This window comes from Bradyrhizobium sp. 215_C5_N1_1, assembly GCF_052075935.1.
GTDB lineage: Bacteria > Pseudomonadota > Alphaproteobacteria > Rhizobiales > Xanthobacteraceae > Bradyrhizobium > Bradyrhizobium barranii.
Genome location: NZ_CP197228.1, coordinates 5,243,123 through 5,262,314, shown reverse-complemented (window position 1 = coordinate 5,262,314; position 19,192 = coordinate 5,243,123). Strand labels below are relative to the sequence as shown.

Here is a 19,192-nt window from a genome sequence, read left to right as displayed (position 1 = left end):
TCAATAATACTGACCTATATCCATTTGTCCATGCCCAAAGAAGAATGTGGGCGCGCGCATCGCGCGGTTGCGGGCAGGGGCCCGGTCGCGTATTTGCTGGCCATGACAGCAGCACAGAACGACCGCTCCGCGTCGACGCCCTCGGTGGCCTCGGCGCACGACAAGATTCTCATCGTCGACTTCGGCAGCCAGGTGACGCAGCTGATCGCGCGTCGCGTGCGCGAGGACGGCGTCTATTGCGAGATCGTCCCGTTCAACAAGGCCGAAGAAGCCTTCAAGGAGATGAAACCCAAAGCGGTGATCCTCTCCGGCGGCCCTGAGTCGGTGCATGAGGCCGGCTCGCCCCGCGCCCCGCAACTGATCTTCGCCTCCGGCGTGCCGGTGCTCGGCATCTGCTATGGCCAGATGACCATGGCGGAGCAACTCGGCGGCACCGTCGAGGGCGGCCATCATCGCGAATTCGGCCGCGCCGATGTCGAGGTGAAGGCGCCGAGCAAGCTGTTCGAGGACGTCTGGTCGCCGGGCGGCAAGAACCAGGTCTGGATGAGCCATGGCGATCGCATCACAAAAATGCCGCCGGGCTTCTCGGTGGCCGGCACCTCGCCGAACGCGCCGTTCGCGATCATCCAGGACGAGGCGCGCAAGTACTACGGCCTGATGTTCCACCCCGAAGTGGTGCACACGCCTGACGGCGCCAAACTGATCCGCAACTTCGTGCGCAAGATCGCCGGCCTCTCCGGCGACTGGACCATGCGCGCCTTCCGCGAGGAGGAGATCGCGAAGATCCGCGCCCAGGTCGGCAAGGGCAAGGTGCTCTGCGGCCTGTCCGGCGGCGTCGATTCGGCCGTCGCGGCCGTGCTGATCCATGAAGCGATCGGCGACCAGCTCACCTGCGTGTTCGTCGATCACGGCATGCTGCGTCTCGACGAAGCCAAGACCGTGGTCGACCTGTTCCGCCACCACTACAACATCCCGCTCGTGCACGTGGATGCCTCGAAGCAATTCTTGGGCGAGCTCGAAGGCGTCACCGACCCCGAGACCAAGCGCAAGACCATCGGCCGCCTCTTCATCGAAGTGTTCGAGGCGGAGGCCAAGAAGATCGGCGGCGCCGACTTCCTCGCGCAGGGCACGCTCTATCCCGATGTGATCGAGAGCGTCTCCTTCACCGGCGGCCCCTCGGTGACGATCAAGTCGCACCACAATGTCGGCGGTCTGCCCGAGCGCATGAACATGAAGCTCGTCGAGCCGCTGCGCGAGCTGTTCAAGGACGAGGTGCGCAAGCTCGGCTATGAGCTCGGCCTGCCCGAAATCTTCGTCGGCCGCCACCCGTTCCCGGGTCCGGGCCTTGCCATCCGCTGCCCCGGCGACATCACGAAGGACAAGCTCGACATCCTGCGCAAGGCCGACGCCGTCTACATCGACCAGATCCGCAAGCACGGCCTCTACGACGACATCTGGCAGGCCTTTGCCGTGCTGCTCCCGGTGAAGACAGTGGGCGTCATGGGCGACGGCCGCACCTACGACTATGTCGTGGGCCTCCGCGCCGTCACCTCCACCGACGGCATGACCGCCGACTTCTACCAGTTCGACATGAAGTTTCTCGGCGAGACCGCCACGCGCATCATCAACGAGGTGAAGGGCGTGAACCGGGTGGTGTACGACGTGACCAGCAAGCCACCTGGGACGATTGAGTGGGAGTGAGGGGGAGTCGTCGAAGATTAGTCGTAGCTACCGAAGGAAGTTGGGAGAACTAGCCGTTGATCCGTCACAAGGCAGCAGACGTCACCATCTTGGGGCCATGCATAAATGCCATGTGCCCAAAGTATCCTTTCAAAATGGCGACTAAGTCTTACAACCATCGACATGTTTAGTCCGGCGGAATCTGTTTCGTAGACGGCTGCCAGATCTCGCCCGAACAATTCTAGCCATTTATCCAAGCCACGGGATTGCAGACGCACCGGCAAATCGTCCCCCTCAAATCCCTGGCCCTCCGACAGGCCCGCACGGTGGCCTAGCCAGTCAGCTGCATGCTGTAAGATCGCAGAGATGCATTCGACGGATCGCCGCGTCACATTGCCTACATCACCCGTCTTCTGACTGAGTACGCGTTCCTCAGCTAACTTACGTTCCGTGAATTAGATGCTGGTGATCACGAGTTCGGCATATCTTTGTCCCATGTCTGGTGCGAGGAAGGCGCTTTCGCGAGCGCTGAACCATCCACAAGGTGTCATTGCAACGGCCGAGTGCAGTTGAGCAGCTAAGAGATCTGGGGGCATTTCGCAGCGTTGATCGGCGAAGAGCGTGCTGTGTGCTACAATCACCAACATCTTCGCTACGATATAGAGCCCGCTAGCCCTCGTCTCGTCGTCGTCGGAGAGGCAAGCTTGCGCAACGTCCGCATTGAGAACAATCTGTTGCTTCCTCGTTCCATCGCGTTGCAGGCTGACTGTTCTGGCTATACCTGCGCCATATTCAAGGGCGTCGCTCTTTGCAGGTGGCAATTCGGGGGCGCCTCGGTCTAAGCAAGCAAGCGCCGCTCCATAGTCTTTGGCGATCGTGAAGCCATCGAGGTTTTGCAGGGGAAGCCGCCGGCGTGAGAGTTCTGCTACTATGACCTGAAATACCTCCCCTAGCTGCTTGGCAAGCGCTTCATCGCCGAAGTCCGCAAGACGGATAGTATACTTGAAGTCAAGTAGTTCGAAGTCATTGCTGTGAGAGCGCGCAGATATCTCTGGAGTGGACACTCCTTCCATGCTGGCGCTATCCATTGCTAGCTCGATCGCTTGTCGAACCGCAGTCATAGGGCCCGATCCAATCAAGGCGACAACATCATTGTCATATGGGCGTGCGCCGATAAAGAATGCCTCGCTGCAAGCAGCGGCGCGGTGGTTCAAGGTGGTTAGATCTAATCGATCCTCATTTGCGGCAACACCTATGAGGATGCGCTCTCTCGAAATCGGCAGCGCCAATCGACGGACGTCTGCCGCGCGCGAGAATAAAAGCGGCACAAGACGTTCGTTGGCCTCGGTAGCTAGCGCAACACAGTCAGGCAAAATTAGATCCTCGCCAGCTTCGACCGTCCAGGACAAGCTTGATAAGGCTGTCACCCATGCATTATCGCCAGACGAGGTTTGAAGGATTTCATTGTGCGCGTCGCGTATCTTGCTTGTTAGATCGCCGAATATATGTGGAAGAAGTGGTGCGAATGATTTTGTGATGTTGCGCACTATGTCATCCCCGTTTTCTCTCACCAGGAACGACATTATTCGTTCCGTGAACGGGATTGGAATTCCGCTAGAAGCAAGTTCAAATGCCTTGCCCCGAATGCTTTCGGTGACGCGTGGTGCAATTTCATAAGAATTGAACCCAAACATTCTCTCCAAACTCGAAGGATCTGAAAAGATTGATTGTATCTTTTCGGACACGCTCGAAAATCCCTTGGACATCAATGTTCGGAGGTGATTGGTGCGCATTACAAGGTGAACCACAAAGTGCGCGGCAATGTCGGAATTGACAGCGCTCCCGATTGGTGTCGCGCGCAGGTCGTTGATTGTGCCGCTAAGGTCGCTCTCGATGTTGGTAATGATATCATCGAGCGTCAGTTCGCCTCCGGACGACTCTTTTGAGTAGAACCATTCTTCGACGCCGACGTCACGAATGCTAACAAGCCTGGGTTCGATTGGTCGTCGGTGAAGCCAAGTTCGTTCAGCTTGTTGACTGGGATCGTGAAGAAAGCCGCGCTGGAGCAGCCGCGGAACATAGTGTTGACGCTTGCCGGCCATAGTGCCCTTCGTTCCAGAATCATCCTTCGGTCGAATAGTATACCGTATGCCGCTAGGGGTGGTGCAATCTCCATCACCGGTAGTAAGGCCGTTGATCTCGCCCGCGCCCCGCCGCCCAATTTGCCGCACCTCCGCTGTGAACCATCACACACACACGCTCACATCAATCATGTGACAAAACGCCTGCTGTGATTGTGGCGGCCAACCCCGACCACATCAGCTCCAGATGAGCTGCGTACGTCAGAACGACATGTTACTCCTCCGTCGGGCGTCTCCCCCGCTCTTGGAACGGCGCCGATACGCCGATTACTGCTCCTTCCTAAACAAGTCCTGGAAGATGAGCTGGCCCCAGATGCGGCCGCGTGCGTGCACCAGCGCGCCACCCTCGTTGAGCTTTCCCAGCTTGACGGGGGCGAAGCCGAGTTGTTTGGCCAAGGCCGCCACGGGAGCGGTCGCGTCCTCGTCGTCACCAGACAGGAAGACGACCCGGTGCCCGCCCTCGACGATTGGATCGGCAGCCAGGGTGGCCGCAACCAGGTGATTGAAACCTTTCACGAGCTTGGCGCCGGTGAACGCCTTCGCGACGAAGGCGGAGGACGGGAGACCGTCCAGCTCCTCAGGGGGAACCAACGCGTTCATCGCGTCGATGATCGTCTTGCCTTTCCAGCTCGGCAGGGCCTTCGCAACCTCGCGATGCTCCCCGAACGGGACCGCCAGGATGATCGTGCCGGCCTCGAGTGCTTCCCGCAGCGACTTGGCGACGACCGTGGGGCCAATCGCCCGAGCCTGCGGCGCCAACGCCTCGGGCGGCCGGCGGCTCGCGACTGTTACCTCGATGTTCTTACGGGCGAAGGCGCGGGCGAGGGCCTGGCCTACCTTGCCGAATCCTATGATTGCGTAACTCATCATGTTTCTCCGATTTTCAGATGGCCGAGAAGCCGCCGTCGACAGACAACTCCACCCCGTTCACGAAGCTGGAATCGTCTGAAGCAAGAAACAGCGCGACCGCCGCAATTTCCTCTGGACGACCCATCTTTCCTCGCGGGATCAGGGATTCGAACATCCGCTTCGCCTCCTCGGTGAGAACCTGGTCCTGCATCGGCGTGGCGATCGGCCCCGGGCTCAGCACGTTCACCCGGATATTCCTGCCCTTCAGTTCGTTGAGCCAAGTGCGTGCGAATGAGCGCAACGCCGCCTTGCTCGCCGCATACACGCCGTAACCGGGAAAACCTTTCACCGACGCAACCGACCCGGTCATGAAGATCGATCCGCCATCGCGAAACAGCGGCAACGCCTTCTGAACCGTGAACAGCGTGCCGCGCGTATTCAGGCCGAAGGCCGCATCGAAATGCTGCTCGGTAATCTCGCCCAGTGGGACGGCTTCGCCGATGCCGGCGCTCGCGTACAGGACGTCGATCTTGCCCTTGTCCCGCTTGACCGTGTCGAACAGACGGTCGAGGTCGTCGAGATTGGCCGCGTCGCCGCGCACGCCGGTCACGTTCCGGCCGATCAGCCTGACGGCCTCGTCGAGCGCCTCCTGCCTTCGGCCCGTGATGAAGACATAGGCGCCTTCTTCAACGAACCGCCTGGCGCTCGCCAGCGCCATGCCGCTCGATCCACCCGTGACGACTGCAACCTTACCTTCAAGCTTTCCCATGACTTCTCCTTTGAGACTCCGCCTTTGGTCGTTCGGGGAGGCCCCCGAGGACCTCGACATAGGTCCGTCGTCGTCAGGCGTTGAGTGCGGAAGCGCGCACATCGGTGGTGCGAAATCGATCCGGCTGGACGATTGACGCCAGCCGCGACGATCGCTGTCCGCCGTCCGGAATTGGGCCGCGCCTGGCGGCATGGGCTATGATCACCGCCCGTGCTACCCAGATACGAGATGCTGTTCGATGTGTTGGACACGGGCACTGGAAGGCGCACCCCGGCGGTGCAGGATTGCACCATGATCGACTGGGACGACGTTCGCTACTTTCTTGCCGTCGCGCGCGGAGGCTCGGTGCGGGCCGCCGCCGAGCGCCTCGGGGTGAACCATTCAACCGTGTTGCGACGCGTCGCCCAACTGGAGGAACGGCTCGGGGCGCTCATGTTCGAGAAGCTGCCTTCGGGTTACCGCCTGACGGCTGCAGGGGAGGAGGTTCTCGAACTTGCGGACCAGATGGAAGCGTCGTCGCACCAGCTGGAGACGCGCGTCTTCGGCCGCGACCAGCGCGTGCGCGGGCTTCTGCGGGTGACGCTGGCACCGCCGCTGGCGACACACCTGCTCATGCCTGATTTCGCCGACTTCGCGCGTCTGCATCCGGACATCGAGATGGACATCCTGTCGTTCGGCGAGCTGGCAAATCTGACCAACCGAGAGGCCGACGTCGCGATCCGCGTCGTCTACGACCGCAAAACCCTGCCGCTCAATCTTCACGGCCTGAAGGGACCGGAGCTGTTCGGCGGCGTCTACATGTCCCGGGATCGACTAGCCGCGTGGCGTGCAGGCGCGCCTGATCCTATCAGGTGGATCGTCATCAGCATTCATGGAATTCCGGATTGGGCCAGCGAGGGTGAGGTTCGCGCCGCCGAGGTTCCGTTCAGGGTCACAGATGCCGGGGCGCAGATCGTTGCTGTACGGCAAGGGCTCGGGATCACGACGCTGCCGTGCTTCGTCGGAGATGCCGATCCCTTGCTGGTGAGGGTGCCGGGCACCGACCTGCACATGTACGGAACGCTCTGGCTTCTCACACAGGGGGAGACACGCAAGACGAAGCGCGTGCGGCTCTTCACCGAGTTCGTCTCCCGCAGGCTCGCCGCGTACGCGCCGCTTCTCGCGGGGCCGTCCGTATCGCGCGACTGACGCCCGGCAGGTCGCCGGCGACGCTTGCCGTAATCCGGTCGGAAGCCGGGCTGCGATCGCTTGAAGCGATGTCGTTCAGCTTGCACATTCGCGTAGCAAGGTTGTGATTTTCGCATCGAGATTTCGGGCAACGGTGAGGGCTTCCGAGTTGCCATAGGGCAGCAGAAAACTCTCCATTTTGTCATAAGAGACGTGCACACCATCGGGGCGCTCATCAATGAGCACTGTGACCGGAGCGTAAGATCCAGCATCGGGCACGTGCTTGACCATTTCTTTCATGATGAGTGGATTGCCGATCACAAGCCGTATGATTTTAGGCGTCTTGGATCCGGCTTCGCGACGCAGAATGTCGCCCAAGTCAAATTCCGCGAAGAGCATAAGGTCCGTTCGGCCGAGGCCGCTTCGTACAACGCGCTCCAAATCCGGGAAGGAATTTGTCGCCCTCGTTTCCTTGAAAAAATCGACCATGTTGGGCTGCCCGACCGCCGACTTGAGCGCCGCCACAATAGTGTCGAACGATTTTAAGCTCGTGAGGCTGAAGCGCTCCACTTCGATTTTTGCGATTGTCATTTTGTCCTCTGTAACAACTCTCATGGATAAAGTGCGCCTGATCCCGTCGGAACGCGCCTTGTGTCATTCAGCCGCGGGTTGGGCATCCAGGAAAGTCCGGACGTGGCTGACGAAGATGTCGTGGTGCTGAAACAGCGCGCCGTGCCCTGAATCGGGATAGAGGACCAACTGAGCGTTACTCAGTTCCCTAGACATTGCGTAAGCGTTGTTCGCAGGCAGCATGGTGTCGTGGCTGCCGCTGACCACAAGAACGGGCTGGCGGATAGCGCGCAGAATGGCGTGCCCGGGATCAGGTGTGGCGCACCAGGTGATCAGCGCCTTGGCCTGTGGATCGGTTACCGCGTTGCCGTTATCGGTGTCCCGATCATCCTTGCGCACCTTGGTCCTCTTCAGGAAGGCCAAGCCGGAAGACCGGCTGGCGGATGAATTCGTGAAGAACAGCGGCAGGCGGGGGTCCGGCACATCGGTTTGGGAAAACGCTTCCTGCAGAACCGCCAACAGGTGTTCCTCTCCGCCTTTCGGCGCGGTACCGACGAGTATGAGCTTCCGGACCAGCTGTCCGTGTTCGGCGGCGATCTGCTGAGCGACGCAGCCGCCGAGAGAAAAGCCAAGCAGGTCCACTTCGAGGAGGCCGAGCAAGTCGATGAAATCCACGGCGTCTCGTGCCATCGTCGCGACGTTGTCGGGCGTTTGACCGGTCGACCGGCCGACCCCTGCGTTGTCAAAGGCGATCACGGGGCGATCAGCGGCCAGAGCGTTGACGACGGCGGGATCCCATCCGTCGATGTTTCCCGAGAAGTGCTGCAGAAGAACCAGCGGAGTTCCAGTCGCGGGGCCGAGACGGCGATAGGCGAAGCGGATTCCGTGGCCTTCGATGTAACGGGTTGGCACCGTTTCGAGTGAGAGGGCGTCCTGGTTCGCGATGTCGAGTTGAGTCATATCGTACTCCGGATGCTTGGCATGAAATGATCGAGCGGGTGACGCACGTAGCGCGGCGACCGAAACCTTCCTCCAGGAAGTCGCTGGCGCTTCGCGCCATCGCGGTCCGAGGCGTTCCGCATTCCTCCGAGCGAGCGTGTGCGCTCCCGGCGCGACAGCGCCGGGAGCAGGTTCGTCACTTCGCGAGCGCGGCCTTTTCGATGACCTCGGCGACTTCCTTCGCATGGACCACGAGCGAGGCATGGCTGCCGGCGACTTCCGTCGTCTGAGCCTTCATCCTGGCTGCGAACAACTTCTGGACCTCGGGCGCGATGACTTTGTCCTTCGTGGTGATGACGTAGAACGTCGGCTTGTCGCGCCAGGCCGCAATGCTGACAGGCGCCTCGAACGCAGCGAGGCTCAGCGGAAGCTGCGAGTTGGCCAGGTGCTCGGCGATCTCAGGAGGAAGGTCAGCCGCGACGGCTGACGGAAACAGCTTGGGATCGATATACAGATTGCCCTTCGCGTCGGGATGGATCGCCTTGACGCCTTCGGTCTGCGGGCCGTCTTTGGCCAGCAACGCCAGGGATTGACCGACCTCCGGTGCGAAGGCGGAGACATAGACCAGCGCCGAGACCTTGGGATCATTGCCGGCTTGCGTGATCACCACGCCGCCCCATGAATGACCGACCAGAACGGTCCTGCCGTCCTGTTTCGCGAGCGCCTGCTTGGTGGCATCGACGTCAGCGGCGAGCGAAGTGAGCGGATTTTCCACGAGCGTGACGTTGTAGCCCTTCTTCGAGAGAATATCGGCAACGGGCTGCCAGCTCGTCTGGTCCACGAAAGCGCCGTGCACGAGCACGATGTTGTGGGCTGCTCCCTTGGGCAACTCAGCGGAATGGGCGGGGCCGACCCATGCCGTTCCGGCCAGGAGTACGGTGGCGGCTGAGAGAAGGATATTTAGCATTGATCGTTCCTGTTGATATGTCGGACGGAATAAGGTCCGGGGGAATGGACAGGCGTTTCCTGCCTGGTCGCGGTTTCTTCCATCCGCCGTTGGCGAAATGGTTGCCGCACATGACGTCGGCCCGCCGCGACATGACCTAGTTCGCGGGCTTTTCGGACGGTAGGGATCAATCGTCCGGATGTTGTGTCCGACCGTCCACCGGACTAACTTCGGCGGCATGGACATCCTTGCCCAAGTGCTCGATCGCGTTCGTCTCGGCGGGACGCTGCTGTTCCACTTCGAGCTCGGTCACCCCTGGAATCTGGCGCTGCCGGCGCGCCCCTACGCGCTGTTTCACTATCTCAGTCGGGGCTCCGCGACCCTCGCGCTCGAACTCGGACAGGAAATCCAGATGACCGAGGGCGATTTTGTCGTCATCACGCGCGGCGAGCCCCATGTGTTTTATTCGGATCGCCGGGCCAAGCCTTTGCAGATTGTGGACCTCGATCGATCGTCGGCACGTCTTGGCGTCGTTCGTCACGGCGGCCGTGCCAAGCCGCTCTCGACCATGATCTGCGGCAATTTCACCGTGTCGCGGCCCTCGTTCAGCAGCGTGCTGGAAATGCTTCCGCCCGTGCTTCTGCTGAAGCCGACGGCGGACGGTGGCTGGCTCGAAGCCATCCTGCGGCGCATGGTGAGTGAGTCCGCGCACGAGCGTCCCGGCCAGCGCGTCGCGCTCTCACGACTGACGGAAGTGCTGTTTGTCGAGGTGCTCCGAAGCTGGATCGCGTCTCTCAGTCCCGGACAAGGCGGCTGGCTCGGGGCCATATCGGACCCGCATATCGGACCGGCGCTCAAGTTGATCCACGAAAACCCGGAGCGGCCCTGGACCCTGAGCGACCTCGGCCATCGCGTGGGGCTCGGCCGCTCCGTATTCTCGGCCCGCTTCACCAAGCTCGTCGGCCAGTCGATGCACCGCTATGTGATCGAACGCCGGATGGCGGAAGCGGCGTTCCTGCTCGAAACCAGCGATGAGCCCATCGCACGGATCGCGAGCCAGGTCGGGTACGAGACAGCGGCGGCGTTTTCGAAACTCTTTCATCGACATCATGGCATGTCGCCCGGCCGCTACCGGACCTCTCAGCGCCTTGATGGACACCAAGGTCAACCGCACGGTTCGGAAGTGCACGGTTCGGAAGTGAAAGTCTCCGATTGAATTTGCGTCAGTTGGTGCTCACCGTGAATGTCAGGCGTGCTGCCAACCTGCAACGCGACCACGTCTCTGCGAACCGCGCCATCCAATGTCCTGTTCACGAACGCCGGTTCTGATTTGAGCCCGCTCTCGCAAGATGCAGACTGAGCTGCTTCTCCGCCGCGCTGTCATCTCGCTCTCATCGCCGGTGCTCAATTGTCGCACCTTCGGTGTGAAGCATCTCACACGCACGCTTGCGTCAATGCTGCGATAGAGTACCTGTTGTGATTGAACGAGGTGAATTTAGTCGATTTGGCACACCCGCCATCACATCAGCCTCAAATGAGCTGCACACGCCAGAACGGCATGTTGAAATAGCCTCCAATCGGCCGCTCGGCCGATGAGAGCTATGGAGACACTATGGCTGACAAACACGAACAGAGCATGGTTGGTACGTGGACCAAATCCACGTCGGCTGCGTGTGCGGACAAGTACCCCGCCACTCTCACATTCTCGACCGGCACCTACCGCGGCATGCGCGGACCAGGGCAGGGCATGGTGTGGTGGGACGCGGGAATCTACCGTCTCGAAGATTCCAACACACTCGTCGTCGGGACGGCGACTGATGAACTTGTGACCTATCGCATTTCACTCAAGGCCGACCGATTTGAGTTTACGGATTCAGAGGGCTGTGTCGTGACCTATCGGCGCGCGTAGGACTGCGCACGCCACAGCTGACCGAAATAACGCGGCTGTACCCGCGAACGAGCCCGATGCTCACGTCGATCGTCTCACCCTTTCAACGAGGAGAAGACGACATGTGCAATTGCTCAGAGCATGAATCGAGTGGCAGCCTTTCCAAGATGACCGCGGCATCGGTCGAGCCCGCGATGAAGCCGCAAGTCCCGCTGTCGCGCCAGATCAGCTTCAGCGACGAGGAGTCCGGCGATCAGCCGGCCTCGACCGATCTGCAGCCGTTTCCGCCGTTCAGGCTCTGCAGGCTCGACTTCCGCGAAGGCTGCTACCAGATCAACTTCAGGCCGACCGCGGGCTTCGTGACCTTTGAAGGCACGCTGCGCGTCGATCGCTCGGCACCCGACGGCGGCGCCGACCATCTGATCGTCAGCGGCGATCTCTACTCGCGCCGGCCGGTGATCGGTCCGATCCCGCCGGTGGGGCCCGTGGTGCCGGTGGGCGACGCGGACGAAGATGAAGCGGCGGCGGGCTCGGGATTGACGAGCCTGGCCGGTTCGCTCAGTGCGCTCGATGACCCCCTGATTCCGTTTCCGATCCGCAGGCCGCGGATCCCCATCTTCCCCCGCGCGCGCTATCATTCCTATCTCAGGGTGACCAGCGTGTCCGCGCCGGTCGCGGTCCCGCCGCCGAAGAAGTGCGAGCTGACGATTGTCGCCGAGCAGTTCAATCACACGCAGCCGCCGGCCGGCCAGTTCAAGGGCACGTTCCCGGCTTCGCCGTCGCGCACCGTGACGATGAAGCTTTCAAAGTTGCCAGCGCCGTTTCCGTTCTCCCTGACCGGCGGGCCGTTCTACCAGGGCCGGCTGTTCGAAGGCGGCGTGGACAAGGGCAGCGTCACGCTCGCCTGGGTGTCGAAATTCTTCCGCCGCGCCACGCTGGAGATCGACACGCTGGTCGGAGCCGTCCGGCCCGCGCCGGTGCCTGACGGTGCCGGTGGCACCGAGTTCTTCGACACGGTCTTTGCGAAGACCGGCTGGCAGCTGTCGGTGGTGCAGGACCAGCTCAACGTTCCGGTGCCATCAGGCGTGGTGGCGACCAATTGCTGGAGCTCAGCGGATCTGCATGCGCTGATGACGACCGTACGCAATCCCGCGACGAATCTGGACACCGAATGGCGCGTGCACATGATCGTGGTGCCCGCCAAGCTCGGCTGCTCGCGCGGCATCATGTACGACCAGATCGGCGTACCTCGCGAAGGCTGCGCCAGCTTCTCCGATGACGGCTATCCCGTCTCGGACTCCTCGAACTTCGGTCTCGCCGCGAACAAGAAGCAACGCGACGTGCCGCGAGCGTTCCTGCGCAGCGCGACCCACGAGCTGACGCATACGCTGAACCAGATCCATCAGGAGCAGGAGACGGCGGCCGACAACTCGATCATGACCACGACGCCGAGTGTCGCGGACGTGCTCGGCGGTCCCGCGACCGGCGCACCCGGCGTGTTCCCGGACCAGATCGCGCTCGCGCACAACACCAACGTCCGTCATCACCTCAACCACATGCCGGATCCGGTCATTCGTCCGGGCGGATGGCCGTTCGCAAGCTGGTTCCCGACCGGTGCGCCGCAAGCCGCCGACCGGCACGACTTCGAACCTTCCGAGCTGGCGCTGACGGTCACGGCCACGACCGACCGCGTCGCGCTCGGCCAGCCGCTGGATCTGACCTGGACGATGACGAACACGAGCGGCGTGTCGCTGCGCGCGCCGAACGACGTCAGCACCGAGGCCCTGTTCGCATCGATCACCGTCACCGACGGCGAGGGGCACGAGCGTCCGGTCAGGCCCTTCGTGATCCTGTGCGAGCACGCGAAGCTTGGCGAGCTCGAGCCCGGCAAGAGCGTCACGGCGTCAGCCAAGGTGTTTTGGAGCACCGCGGGCTTCGCCTTCGAGAAACCGGGCCGCTACCGCGTCGACGTCGCGGTGTCGTGGTCGGCGCAGGGCGTGATGGTGGGCGTGCAGTCGGGGATCGACGTGTTCGTCGACTATCCGACCAGCGCGAGCGACAACCATTCGGCCAATCTCGTGCTGCATCCCGAGGTCGGCAAATGGGTGGCGCTCGGCGGCGATGCCTATCACCTCGGTGAAGCGTGCCGGCGATTGCAGGCGCTCAGCCAGACCGCAGTGCCGTCAGGCGCGCGCGCCGCAACGGTTGCGGCCGGCGACGATACGACCGCGCCGCGCGCGATCGACGGTTTTGCCGACATGCTGCCGGACCGCGCCAAGCTCGCCAGGTTGCGTCCCGAACTGTCCACTGAGACCAGCGGCCGTACGCTACGCGGACCGGCGCGAGCAGCCGCCCCAGGGCGCAAACGCGCGGCGAAGGCAAAGGGGCGCGCTGGACGGAAGCGGTAACGGGTTCGCCAGAGTCCGGTGAAGACCATCGGTGTCATGGGCGAGCGCACCTGCGACTGTGTTGTCGCAGGTGCGCCGTCACCTCCACCGACGGCGACGCGAAAGCGCGACTCTTTGGCCACGGGAAAGGAAAACGAAAACGTGGAAAGGGTATCGCTGCAACGAAACGGTGGTGGCCGGCCGCATGATTGATCAAGTCTCGGCAGACAGAGCGCCGGACATGATCTCAGGTGATGACCCCATGGACTCGCATCCCAATATTCCAGCGCCAGTCGCAATTTGGCTTGAACGATGGCGTCTGGTTCCGGACGGGGCACTGCTGACCACCCATTCCAGCTGGGTCCTGCCGGTCCGACACGAGGGCCGGCCTGCAATGCTCAAGATCGCCCGTATTCCCGATGAGGGGGCAGGCTATCGCCTTCTCACTTGGTGGGACGGTCAGGGCGCTGCGAGGGTCTTTGCCTCGAGTGCGGACGCTCTGCTGATGGAACGGGCCTCGGGAGCCGGTGATCTCGCGCAGATGGCCTGGTCGGGCCGGGACGACAAGGCATGCCGGATCCTCTGCGACACGGCGGCTCAGCTGCACACAACGCGGTCCGGCCCGCTTCCCGACCTGCACCCGCTGGAAGCCTGGTTTCAGCCGCTCTTCCAGCTCGCCCCGGACCATGCGGCACTCGCGCCCGCCGCCGACATCGCCCGCCAGCTCCTGGCCGCGCCACACGCCATCGGTCCGCTGCACGGCGACCTGCACCACGAGAATGTGCTCGACTTCGGTGAGCGGGGATGGCTGGCGATCGACCCGCATGGGTTGATCGGCGAACGAACATTCGACTATGCCAACATCTTCACGAACCCCGACCTCAGCGATCCCTGCCGTCCGCTTGCGACCCTGCCGGGTCGACTGGAGACCCGGCTGGATATCGTGGTCGCCGTGACGGGACTTCAGCCCGAGCGGCTGCTTCGCTGGATCGTTGCGTGGACTGGGTTGTCGGCAGCCTGGTTTATCGGCGACGGCGACGAGCAGGGCGCCGCCATCGACCTTACCATCAATACAATAGCTCGCCGCCTGCTCGCTTAGCCTCGGCGCGCGAGTGCTCGCTCATGACGCGGCCCCCGCGCGAGCGGCCGCGCCAAGACGCAAACGCGTGCGCCGTCATCTACACAGACGAATGACAGCAGTGTGAAATTCTCCATCGCTGCCGCGCTGTTTCATCTGCGCTCAGTTTCAGTATGATGTGATCTCGCTTTAAGCGTGTATTGTTGTAGGCTATCGCGCAGGGGCTGGCTCGCGTCCAATATCGGTTGTTCGAAGCTCCCGACCGTCGATCTACGACCAGCAGGGAGCAAATCATGGCCTGGCCTACGCTTGACGAACTCGTCTCGAACTTCGCGCCGATCCTTCATCTCGACAAGGACGAGGTCAATCTGCCTTCGTCGACCGACTGGTACATCGGCCAGGTCGGCTATCAGGCCGCCGGCGGCATCTATTCCGGTCCCGGTCAGTGGAATTGGGGGACGGCCGAGCAGAGCAGCCCCGACGACTATCTGGTCGCGCCGCAGGCCATATGGGCCTCGCTGATGAAGGGCTATATCCCCACCGCCACCAGCTATGTTCACGTCCTGCCGGTCGACGACCGCACCGACATGGTCGATCTCCAGTACTGGTTGTTTTATCCCTATAACGGACAGGAGACCTTCGAGGTCACCGGTTGGACCGGCAGTACCGGTCAGGCGCTGATGCCGCTCTCGATCCATTGGGGCGACTGGGAATGCGTCACGGTGCGCGTCAATATCGACCAGCAGGTCGTCGGCGTATTCTTCTCGCAGCATTCGGGCGGACAATGGTGCTCGCCGAACGACGGCTTCCTGTCGCTCAGCGGTACGCACCCGAACGTCTATGTCGCGAGCGGGTCGCATGCCAACTATCCGGCCTCGAGCAACAGCACCTACGAGATCGGCGGCGTCGATGTGTGGGACGTGCGCTTCGCGGTCGCCGACTACGCGCGCGGCGGCGGTCCGACGGTCAATCTGGTCACCCCTAATCCGCCGGTCGTGATTCAGAACGATGCGCAGGCGATCCTTCCCACGCCCGTGACCCCGCCACCCTGGCTCGCCTTTAAGGGCCGCTGGGGACAGCCGATCGAGCCCACGCTGACCGACGCGGAGATCGGCACATTGGTTGCCGCCGCCGCCGACGGCATGCAACTGAATGTGCTGGTCGAGGAGGCCGTGCAGTACGTCGCAGGCTCGACGACGCTGCAGGCCTGGCTCTCGGAAGTGATCCTGCCGATCGCGAAAGGCGATCTGACCGGCCCAACGGGACCGTCGCAGAAGGGCTCCTGGGCTGTGACGCCGACCTTCCTCCCGTTCGGCACCGACGCGCCTATCGCTTCGAGCGTCAGTCTCGTTCCGGTGGCGCTGGCGACGATGCCGGGATCGCAAATCCTCTGCATCGGAATGGGAAATCCCTTGCCGCCAGCGATGCGTGCGTGGAGCCTCAATCAGGGTAAATGGTCCAGTGCGAAGTCGCCTACCATGAGCCCGTTCGGCGGACTGGCCGCCTGCGCGACGCCCTCGGGCGGACTGGCGCTGCTCGGTCTGGGCAAGACCAGCCTTCTCGCCTTCATCTCGTCCTCTGGGGCGTCCGGAGGGCCGTGGAGCGCAGCGGGGCTCTGGCCCGCACCGCCGGCCACGACCGGGGCCAGCATCGGCCAGCTCAACGGCGTCTGGTATATTGCCTGGGGCGGCGCCGACGGCAGCATCCAGTATCTCAGCACGACCGACTGGGTGCATTTCGGGTCTCCGCAAAGCGTGATGATTCCCAGCGTCGACGGCCCGGTGCCTGCGACGATCGCGGGCGGTGGGCTGGTGGCGCCTGCGGTGGAGAGCTGCGGGGGCGCGCTGGTGATCGTGGCGCCGATCGCCGGTCTCGAAAAGGGGATGCCGACGGTGCTCGGCGCCTATGTGTCGTCCGACGGTTCGAACTGGACCGGCCCCAATCTGCTGCCGAGCATGTCGCTCTGTTCGAACACCAGCGGCGCGCTCGCCGCAGGGCCGAACGGGACGCTCTATTGCTTCTATGCCGACAACAACAAGAAGGTGCGTTACTCGGTCACCAGCGACGGCGCGGACTGGAGCGATTCAGGCACGATCGCTGGCGCGTTCACCCAGCGGACGCCTAGCGTGGTCCCCTGGCAGGGCGGCTTTCTCGTCGTGCATCCCGGCAAGTCGTCACCGACGGTGTACTGGAACAGCGCGACCTTCGAGTAAGGCGCGATGCGCTGTCGGATGCAGGCGTCGATGTTGACGACGTCGATCGGCGTGTGATTGACCAAGCAGGGGCAGGCGGCGAAGGGGCGCCGCCGCCCCGATCACTGCACGGCACCTCGGCGCAAACGCCGGATGTGGATCATGCCATCCCATGATACGCCATCCGCACCGCTGCTTCCGGAGTTCGTGTTCATGTCCGCCGCAACTGCCCCGAACCAACAGCCCGCAACTTCCACCGAGACCGATCCCGAAGCGCTCGGCTGGATGAAGGGCCTCCCGCCAGCGCCCGACCGCACGATCACCTTCCAGAACGGCTCCTTCCGCAGCTTTCCCGAACTGCGCTGGGCCTGGAGCAACGTCCGCCAGTTGGTGCCGACGGTGAATGTCTGGCGCGGAGCAGGGCCTGCGTCGGTGCTGCCGCGTGAGGACCACGACATCGGCGCGGTCGCCTCGACCACCATGGACGGGCGCCCGATGACGTTCGCAAAGATGCTGGAGGAGACCTACACCGACGGCATCGCGGTGCTGCATCGGGGCAGGCTGATCTATGAGCGCTATTTTGGCGTGTTGAAGCCGCACAAGCCGCATATCGCGATGTCGGTGACGAAATCCTTCACGGGCGTGCTCGCCGGCATTCTGGTCACCGAGGGCAAGATCGATCCGCAGGCGCTCGTGCCGGATTATGTGCCGGAGCTGAAGGCCAGCGCGTTCGGCGATGCGCGCGTGCACGAGGTCATGGATATGACCACGGGGCTCGAATACACCGAAGTCTATACCGACAAGAACTCCCACGTGTGGGGCTTGCGGCGTGCCAACGGCATGGCGCCGATTCCGCCTGACTATGACGGTGCGACCAATATCTTCGATTTCCTTGCCGCGCAGAAGAAGCAGGGCGAGCACGGCAAGGCCTTTGCCTACAAGACCGTCAACACCGACGTGCTCGCCTGGATCTGCCGGCGCGTCAGCGGCATGACGTTGTCCGACCTTCTCTCCGAACGCGTCTGGACGCCAATGGGCGCGGAGGAGGACGCGCATTATCACGTCGATCGCATCGGCACCGAGAGCGGTGGTGGCGGCCTCTCGACCACGTTGCGCGATCTCGCCCGCTTCGGCGAGACCATGCGCAATCATGGCCGATTCAACGGCCGCCAGATCGTCCCGTCACAGGTGGTCGAGGATATCGCGCGCGGCGGCGATCCCGAGAAGTTCAAGCCGGCCGGCTACACCACGCTGCCCGGCGCGTCCTATCGCAACCAATGGTGGGTCACGCACAACGCCCACGGCGCCTATATGGCGCGGGGCGTTCACGGCCAGGGCATCTACGTCGATCCGAAGGCCGAGATGGTGATCGCGCGCTACGCATCGCACCCCGTCGCGGGCAACGCCGCCAACGACCCCGTGACGCTGCCGGCCTATATGGCGCTGGCAAAGGAGCTGATGGCCGGCGGGTAGGGCGTGGCGGGGGCTGATGGCGTAGGGTGGATTAGCCGAAGGCGTAATCCACCATCTGTCATCGAGCCGCGTTGAAGATGGCGGATTACGCTTCGCTAATCCGCCCTACGGGGCCGACGAATTCGCGACAACTTCCAAACCGCAAGATCGGTCGAGCAAATGATCGCCGTCAGCGGCTATCTGGAGCCGCCACGGAGGAGGGACGATGAAGGCGGCGCTGCAAAACTATCAGAATCGGATGCGGCGGGTGCTGGACCATATCGACCGGCATCTCGACAGCGATCTGGACCTGGAAACGCTGAGCAGCGTTGCGGCCTTCTCGAAATTTCATTTCCACCGGCAGTTTACGGCGACCTTCGGGTTGTCAGTGCATCGCTATGTCCAGCTGGCCCGTATGAAGCGCGCTTCCTACATGCTGGCCTACAGTGACGCCCTTGGTGTCACTGACATCGCGATGGACGCCGGTTACGATGCACCGGACGCCTTTGCCCGCGCCTTTCGGCAACGGTTCGGGCAATCACCGTCGTCGTTCCGCAATTCTCCCGACTGGGAGCCGTGGCTTGTGGCCTTCGGGCCTCTCGACAACGCGAGGAGCAAGCTCATGAAGACTTTTACCACCGACGACGTGACGATACGCGATGTGCCCTCCACGAGGGTGGCGATCATGGAGCATCGGGGCGACCCGGCGACGCTCGGCGACACCATCCGGCGGTTCATCGCGTGGCGCAAGGCAGCCGGCCTGCACCCCAGGACAAGTCCGACCTTCAATGTCTGGCGGTCCGAACGGCGTCCTTCCTCGCCCGCCACTTACAGCACGGACCTCTGTGTCGGGACCGACCAGCCGATCGAGGCGAATGGCGAAGAGATCAAGGCCGGCGAGATCCCCGGCGGACGCTGCGCGGTGCTGCGGGTCGTCGGCTACACCGACAATCTGGAGCCCGCCGCGCTCTACCTTTATCGCGACTGGCTTCCGGCCAGCGGCGAGGAAGCACGCGACTTCCCGATCTATTGCCAGCGGCTGAGTTTCTTCCCGGAGGTGCCGGAGCATGAGACGGTTGCGGACGTGTTCCTGCCGCTGAAATAGCGCCCTCCGACGGCGGACGAACTGGCATC

At 62.7% G+C, this 19,192-nt stretch carries 16 protein-coding genes; 9 read left to right on the top strand and 7 right to left on the bottom strand.

Annotated elements, in window-relative coordinates; all coding sequences use genetic code 11:
* Positions 1-102: 102 nt before the first annotated feature.
* Entirely contained in the window at positions 103-1,701 is a 1,599-nt protein-coding gene (gene guaA / locus AB7G19_RS25595; RefSeq protein ID WP_441268238.1) for a glutamine-hydrolyzing GMP synthase, read from the top strand.
* A gap of 434 nt (positions 1,702-2,135) precedes the next feature.
* Here the strand turns inward: guaA and AB7G19_RS25590 are convergent, their stop codons facing one another.
* The 3 genes from AB7G19_RS25590 to AB7G19_RS25580 all read right to left on the bottom strand — a co-directional run bounded on the left by AB7G19_RS25590 (position 2,136) and on the right by AB7G19_RS25580 (position 5,439).
* The gene (locus tag AB7G19_RS25590; RefSeq protein WP_441268237.1) at positions 2,136-3,782 is read right to left on the bottom strand and encodes a DUF4238 domain-containing protein; all 1,647 of its coding nucleotides are present in this window, start codon (positions 3,780-3,782) and stop codon (positions 2,136-2,138) included.
* Between the two features lie 306 nt (positions 3,783-4,088).
* The gene (locus AB7G19_RS25585; RefSeq protein ID WP_441268236.1) at positions 4,089-4,688 is read right to left on the bottom strand and encodes an NADPH-dependent F420 reductase; all 600 of its coding nucleotides are present in this window, start codon (positions 4,686-4,688) and stop codon (positions 4,089-4,091) included.
* A 16-nt stretch (positions 4,689-4,704) separates the two neighbouring features.
* Complete coding sequence (locus AB7G19_RS25580; protein WP_441268841.1) at positions 4,705-5,439, bottom strand: SDR family NAD(P)-dependent oxidoreductase; 735 nt, start codon at positions 5,437-5,439, stop codon at positions 4,705-4,707.
* Between the two features lie 291 nt (positions 5,440-5,730).
* Here AB7G19_RS25580 and AB7G19_RS25575 point away from each other — a divergent pair, with 291 nt between their 5' ends.
* The gene (locus AB7G19_RS25575; protein ID WP_441268235.1) at positions 5,731-6,627 is read left to right on the top strand and encodes a LysR family transcriptional regulator; all 897 of its coding nucleotides are present in this window, start codon (positions 5,731-5,733) and stop codon (positions 6,625-6,627) included.
* 75 nt (positions 6,628-6,702) lie between these two features.
* On the opposite strand, the gene AB7G19_RS25570 is transcribed toward AB7G19_RS25575, so the two are convergent.
* From AB7G19_RS25570 to AB7G19_RS25555, 4 genes are all read right to left on the bottom strand, one after another.
* Positions 6,703-7,197 (bottom strand): DUF302 domain-containing protein, encoded by a 495-nt coding sequence (locus AB7G19_RS25570; protein WP_441268234.1) that lies wholly within the window; start codon positions 7,195-7,197, stop codon positions 6,703-6,705.
* Positions 7,198-7,260: 63 nt separating this feature from the next.
* Positions 7,261-8,136: an alpha/beta fold hydrolase gene (locus tag AB7G19_RS25565; RefSeq protein WP_441268233.1), complete on the bottom strand. Its 876-nt coding sequence runs from the start codon at positions 8,134-8,136 to the stop codon at positions 7,261-7,263.
* A 175-nt stretch (positions 8,137-8,311) separates the two neighbouring features.
* Complete coding sequence (locus AB7G19_RS25560) at positions 8,312-9,082, bottom strand: alpha/beta hydrolase (RefSeq protein ID WP_063983778.1); 771 nt, start codon at positions 9,080-9,082, stop codon at positions 8,312-8,314.
* A gap of 166 nt (positions 9,083-9,248) precedes the next feature.
* Positions 9,249-9,374, bottom strand: a complete 126-nt coding sequence (locus AB7G19_RS25555; protein ID WP_354117641.1) for a hypothetical protein — start codon at positions 9,372-9,374, stop codon at positions 9,249-9,251.
* Between AB7G19_RS25555 and AB7G19_RS25550 the strand changes: the two genes are divergently transcribed.
* From AB7G19_RS25550 to AB7G19_RS25520, 7 genes are all read left to right on the top strand, one after another.
* Positions 9,318-10,277, top strand: coding sequence for a cupin domain-containing protein (locus AB7G19_RS25550; RefSeq protein WP_439037332.1), 960 nt, complete (start codon positions 9,318-9,320; stop codon positions 10,275-10,277). The two genes, AB7G19_RS25555 and AB7G19_RS25550, sit on opposite strands and share 57 nt — an antisense overlap.
* Positions 10,278-10,673: 396 nt before the next feature.
* Complete coding sequence (locus AB7G19_RS25545; protein WP_028150930.1) at positions 10,674-10,970, top strand: hypothetical protein; 297 nt, start codon at positions 10,674-10,676, stop codon at positions 10,968-10,970.
* A 173-nt stretch (positions 10,971-11,143) separates the two neighbouring features.
* Positions 11,144-13,357, top strand: a complete 2,214-nt coding sequence (locus tag AB7G19_RS25540; protein ID WP_441268232.1) for a hypothetical protein — start codon at positions 11,144-11,146, stop codon at positions 13,355-13,357.
* A gap of 184 nt (positions 13,358-13,541) precedes the next feature.
* Positions 13,542-14,435 (top strand): APH(6)-I family aminoglycoside O-phosphotransferase, encoded by an 894-nt coding sequence (locus tag AB7G19_RS25535; RefSeq protein ID WP_441268231.1) that lies wholly within the window; start codon positions 13,542-13,544, stop codon positions 14,433-14,435.
* 272 nt (positions 14,436-14,707) lie between these two features.
* Complete coding sequence (locus tag AB7G19_RS25530; protein WP_441268230.1) at positions 14,708-16,627, top strand: Vps62-related protein; 1,920 nt, start codon at positions 14,708-14,710, stop codon at positions 16,625-16,627.
* Between the two features lie 192 nt (positions 16,628-16,819).
* Positions 16,820-18,079 carry a serine hydrolase domain-containing protein gene (locus tag AB7G19_RS25525; protein ID WP_441268840.1) on the top strand — a complete coding sequence of 420 codons (1,260 nt, stop codon included), beginning with the start codon at positions 16,820-16,822 and terminating at the stop codon, positions 18,077-18,079.
* Between the two features lie 205 nt (positions 18,080-18,284).
* Positions 18,285-19,163 (top strand): AraC family transcriptional regulator, encoded by an 879-nt coding sequence (locus AB7G19_RS25520; protein WP_135214287.1) that lies wholly within the window; start codon positions 18,285-18,287, stop codon positions 19,161-19,163.
* Positions 19,164-19,192 lie beyond the last annotated feature (29 nt).

Bases quoted from the DNA above. Each gene is read 5' to 3' on its own strand.
- guaA (WP_441268238.1), top strand. From the start codon at position 103: ATGACAGCAGCACAGAACGACCGCTCCGCGTCGACGCCCTCGGTGGCC.
- AB7G19_RS25590 (WP_441268237.1), bottom strand. From the start codon at position 3,782: ATGGCCGGCAAGCGTCAACACTATGTTCCGCGGCTGCTCCAGCGCGGC.
- AB7G19_RS25585 (WP_441268236.1), bottom strand. From the start codon at position 4,688: ATGAGTTACGCAATCATAGGATTCGGCAAGGTAGGCCAGGCCCTCGCC.
- AB7G19_RS25580 (WP_441268841.1), bottom strand. From the start codon at position 5,439: ATGGGAAAGCTTGAAGGTAAGGTTGCAGTCGTCACGGGTGGATCGAGC.
- AB7G19_RS25575 (WP_441268235.1), top strand. From the start codon at position 5,731: ATGATCGACTGGGACGACGTTCGCTACTTTCTTGCCGTCGCGCGCGGA.
- AB7G19_RS25570 (WP_441268234.1), bottom strand. From the start codon at position 7,197: ATGACAATCGCAAAAATCGAAGTGGAGCGCTTCAGCCTCACGAGCTTA.
- AB7G19_RS25565 (WP_441268233.1), bottom strand. From the start codon at position 8,136: ATGACTCAACTCGACATCGCGAACCAGGACGCCCTCTCACTCGAAACG.
- AB7G19_RS25560 (WP_063983778.1), bottom strand. From the start codon at position 9,082: ATGCTAAATATCCTTCTCTCAGCCGCCACCGTACTCCTGGCCGGAACG.
- AB7G19_RS25545 (WP_028150930.1), top strand. From the start codon at position 10,674: ATGGCTGACAAACACGAACAGAGCATGGTTGGTACGTGGACCAAATCC.
- AB7G19_RS25540 (WP_441268232.1), top strand. From the start codon at position 11,144: ATGAAGCCGCAAGTCCCGCTGTCGCGCCAGATCAGCTTCAGCGACGAG.
- AB7G19_RS25535 (WP_441268231.1), top strand. From the start codon at position 13,542: ATGATTGATCAAGTCTCGGCAGACAGAGCGCCGGACATGATCTCAGGT.
- AB7G19_RS25530 (WP_441268230.1), top strand. From the start codon at position 14,708: ATGGCCTGGCCTACGCTTGACGAACTCGTCTCGAACTTCGCGCCGATC.
- AB7G19_RS25525 (WP_441268840.1), top strand. From the start codon at position 16,820: ATGTCCGCCGCAACTGCCCCGAACCAACAGCCCGCAACTTCCACCGAG.
- AB7G19_RS25520 (WP_135214287.1), top strand. From the start codon at position 18,285: ATGAAGGCGGCGCTGCAAAACTATCAGAATCGGATGCGGCGGGTGCTG.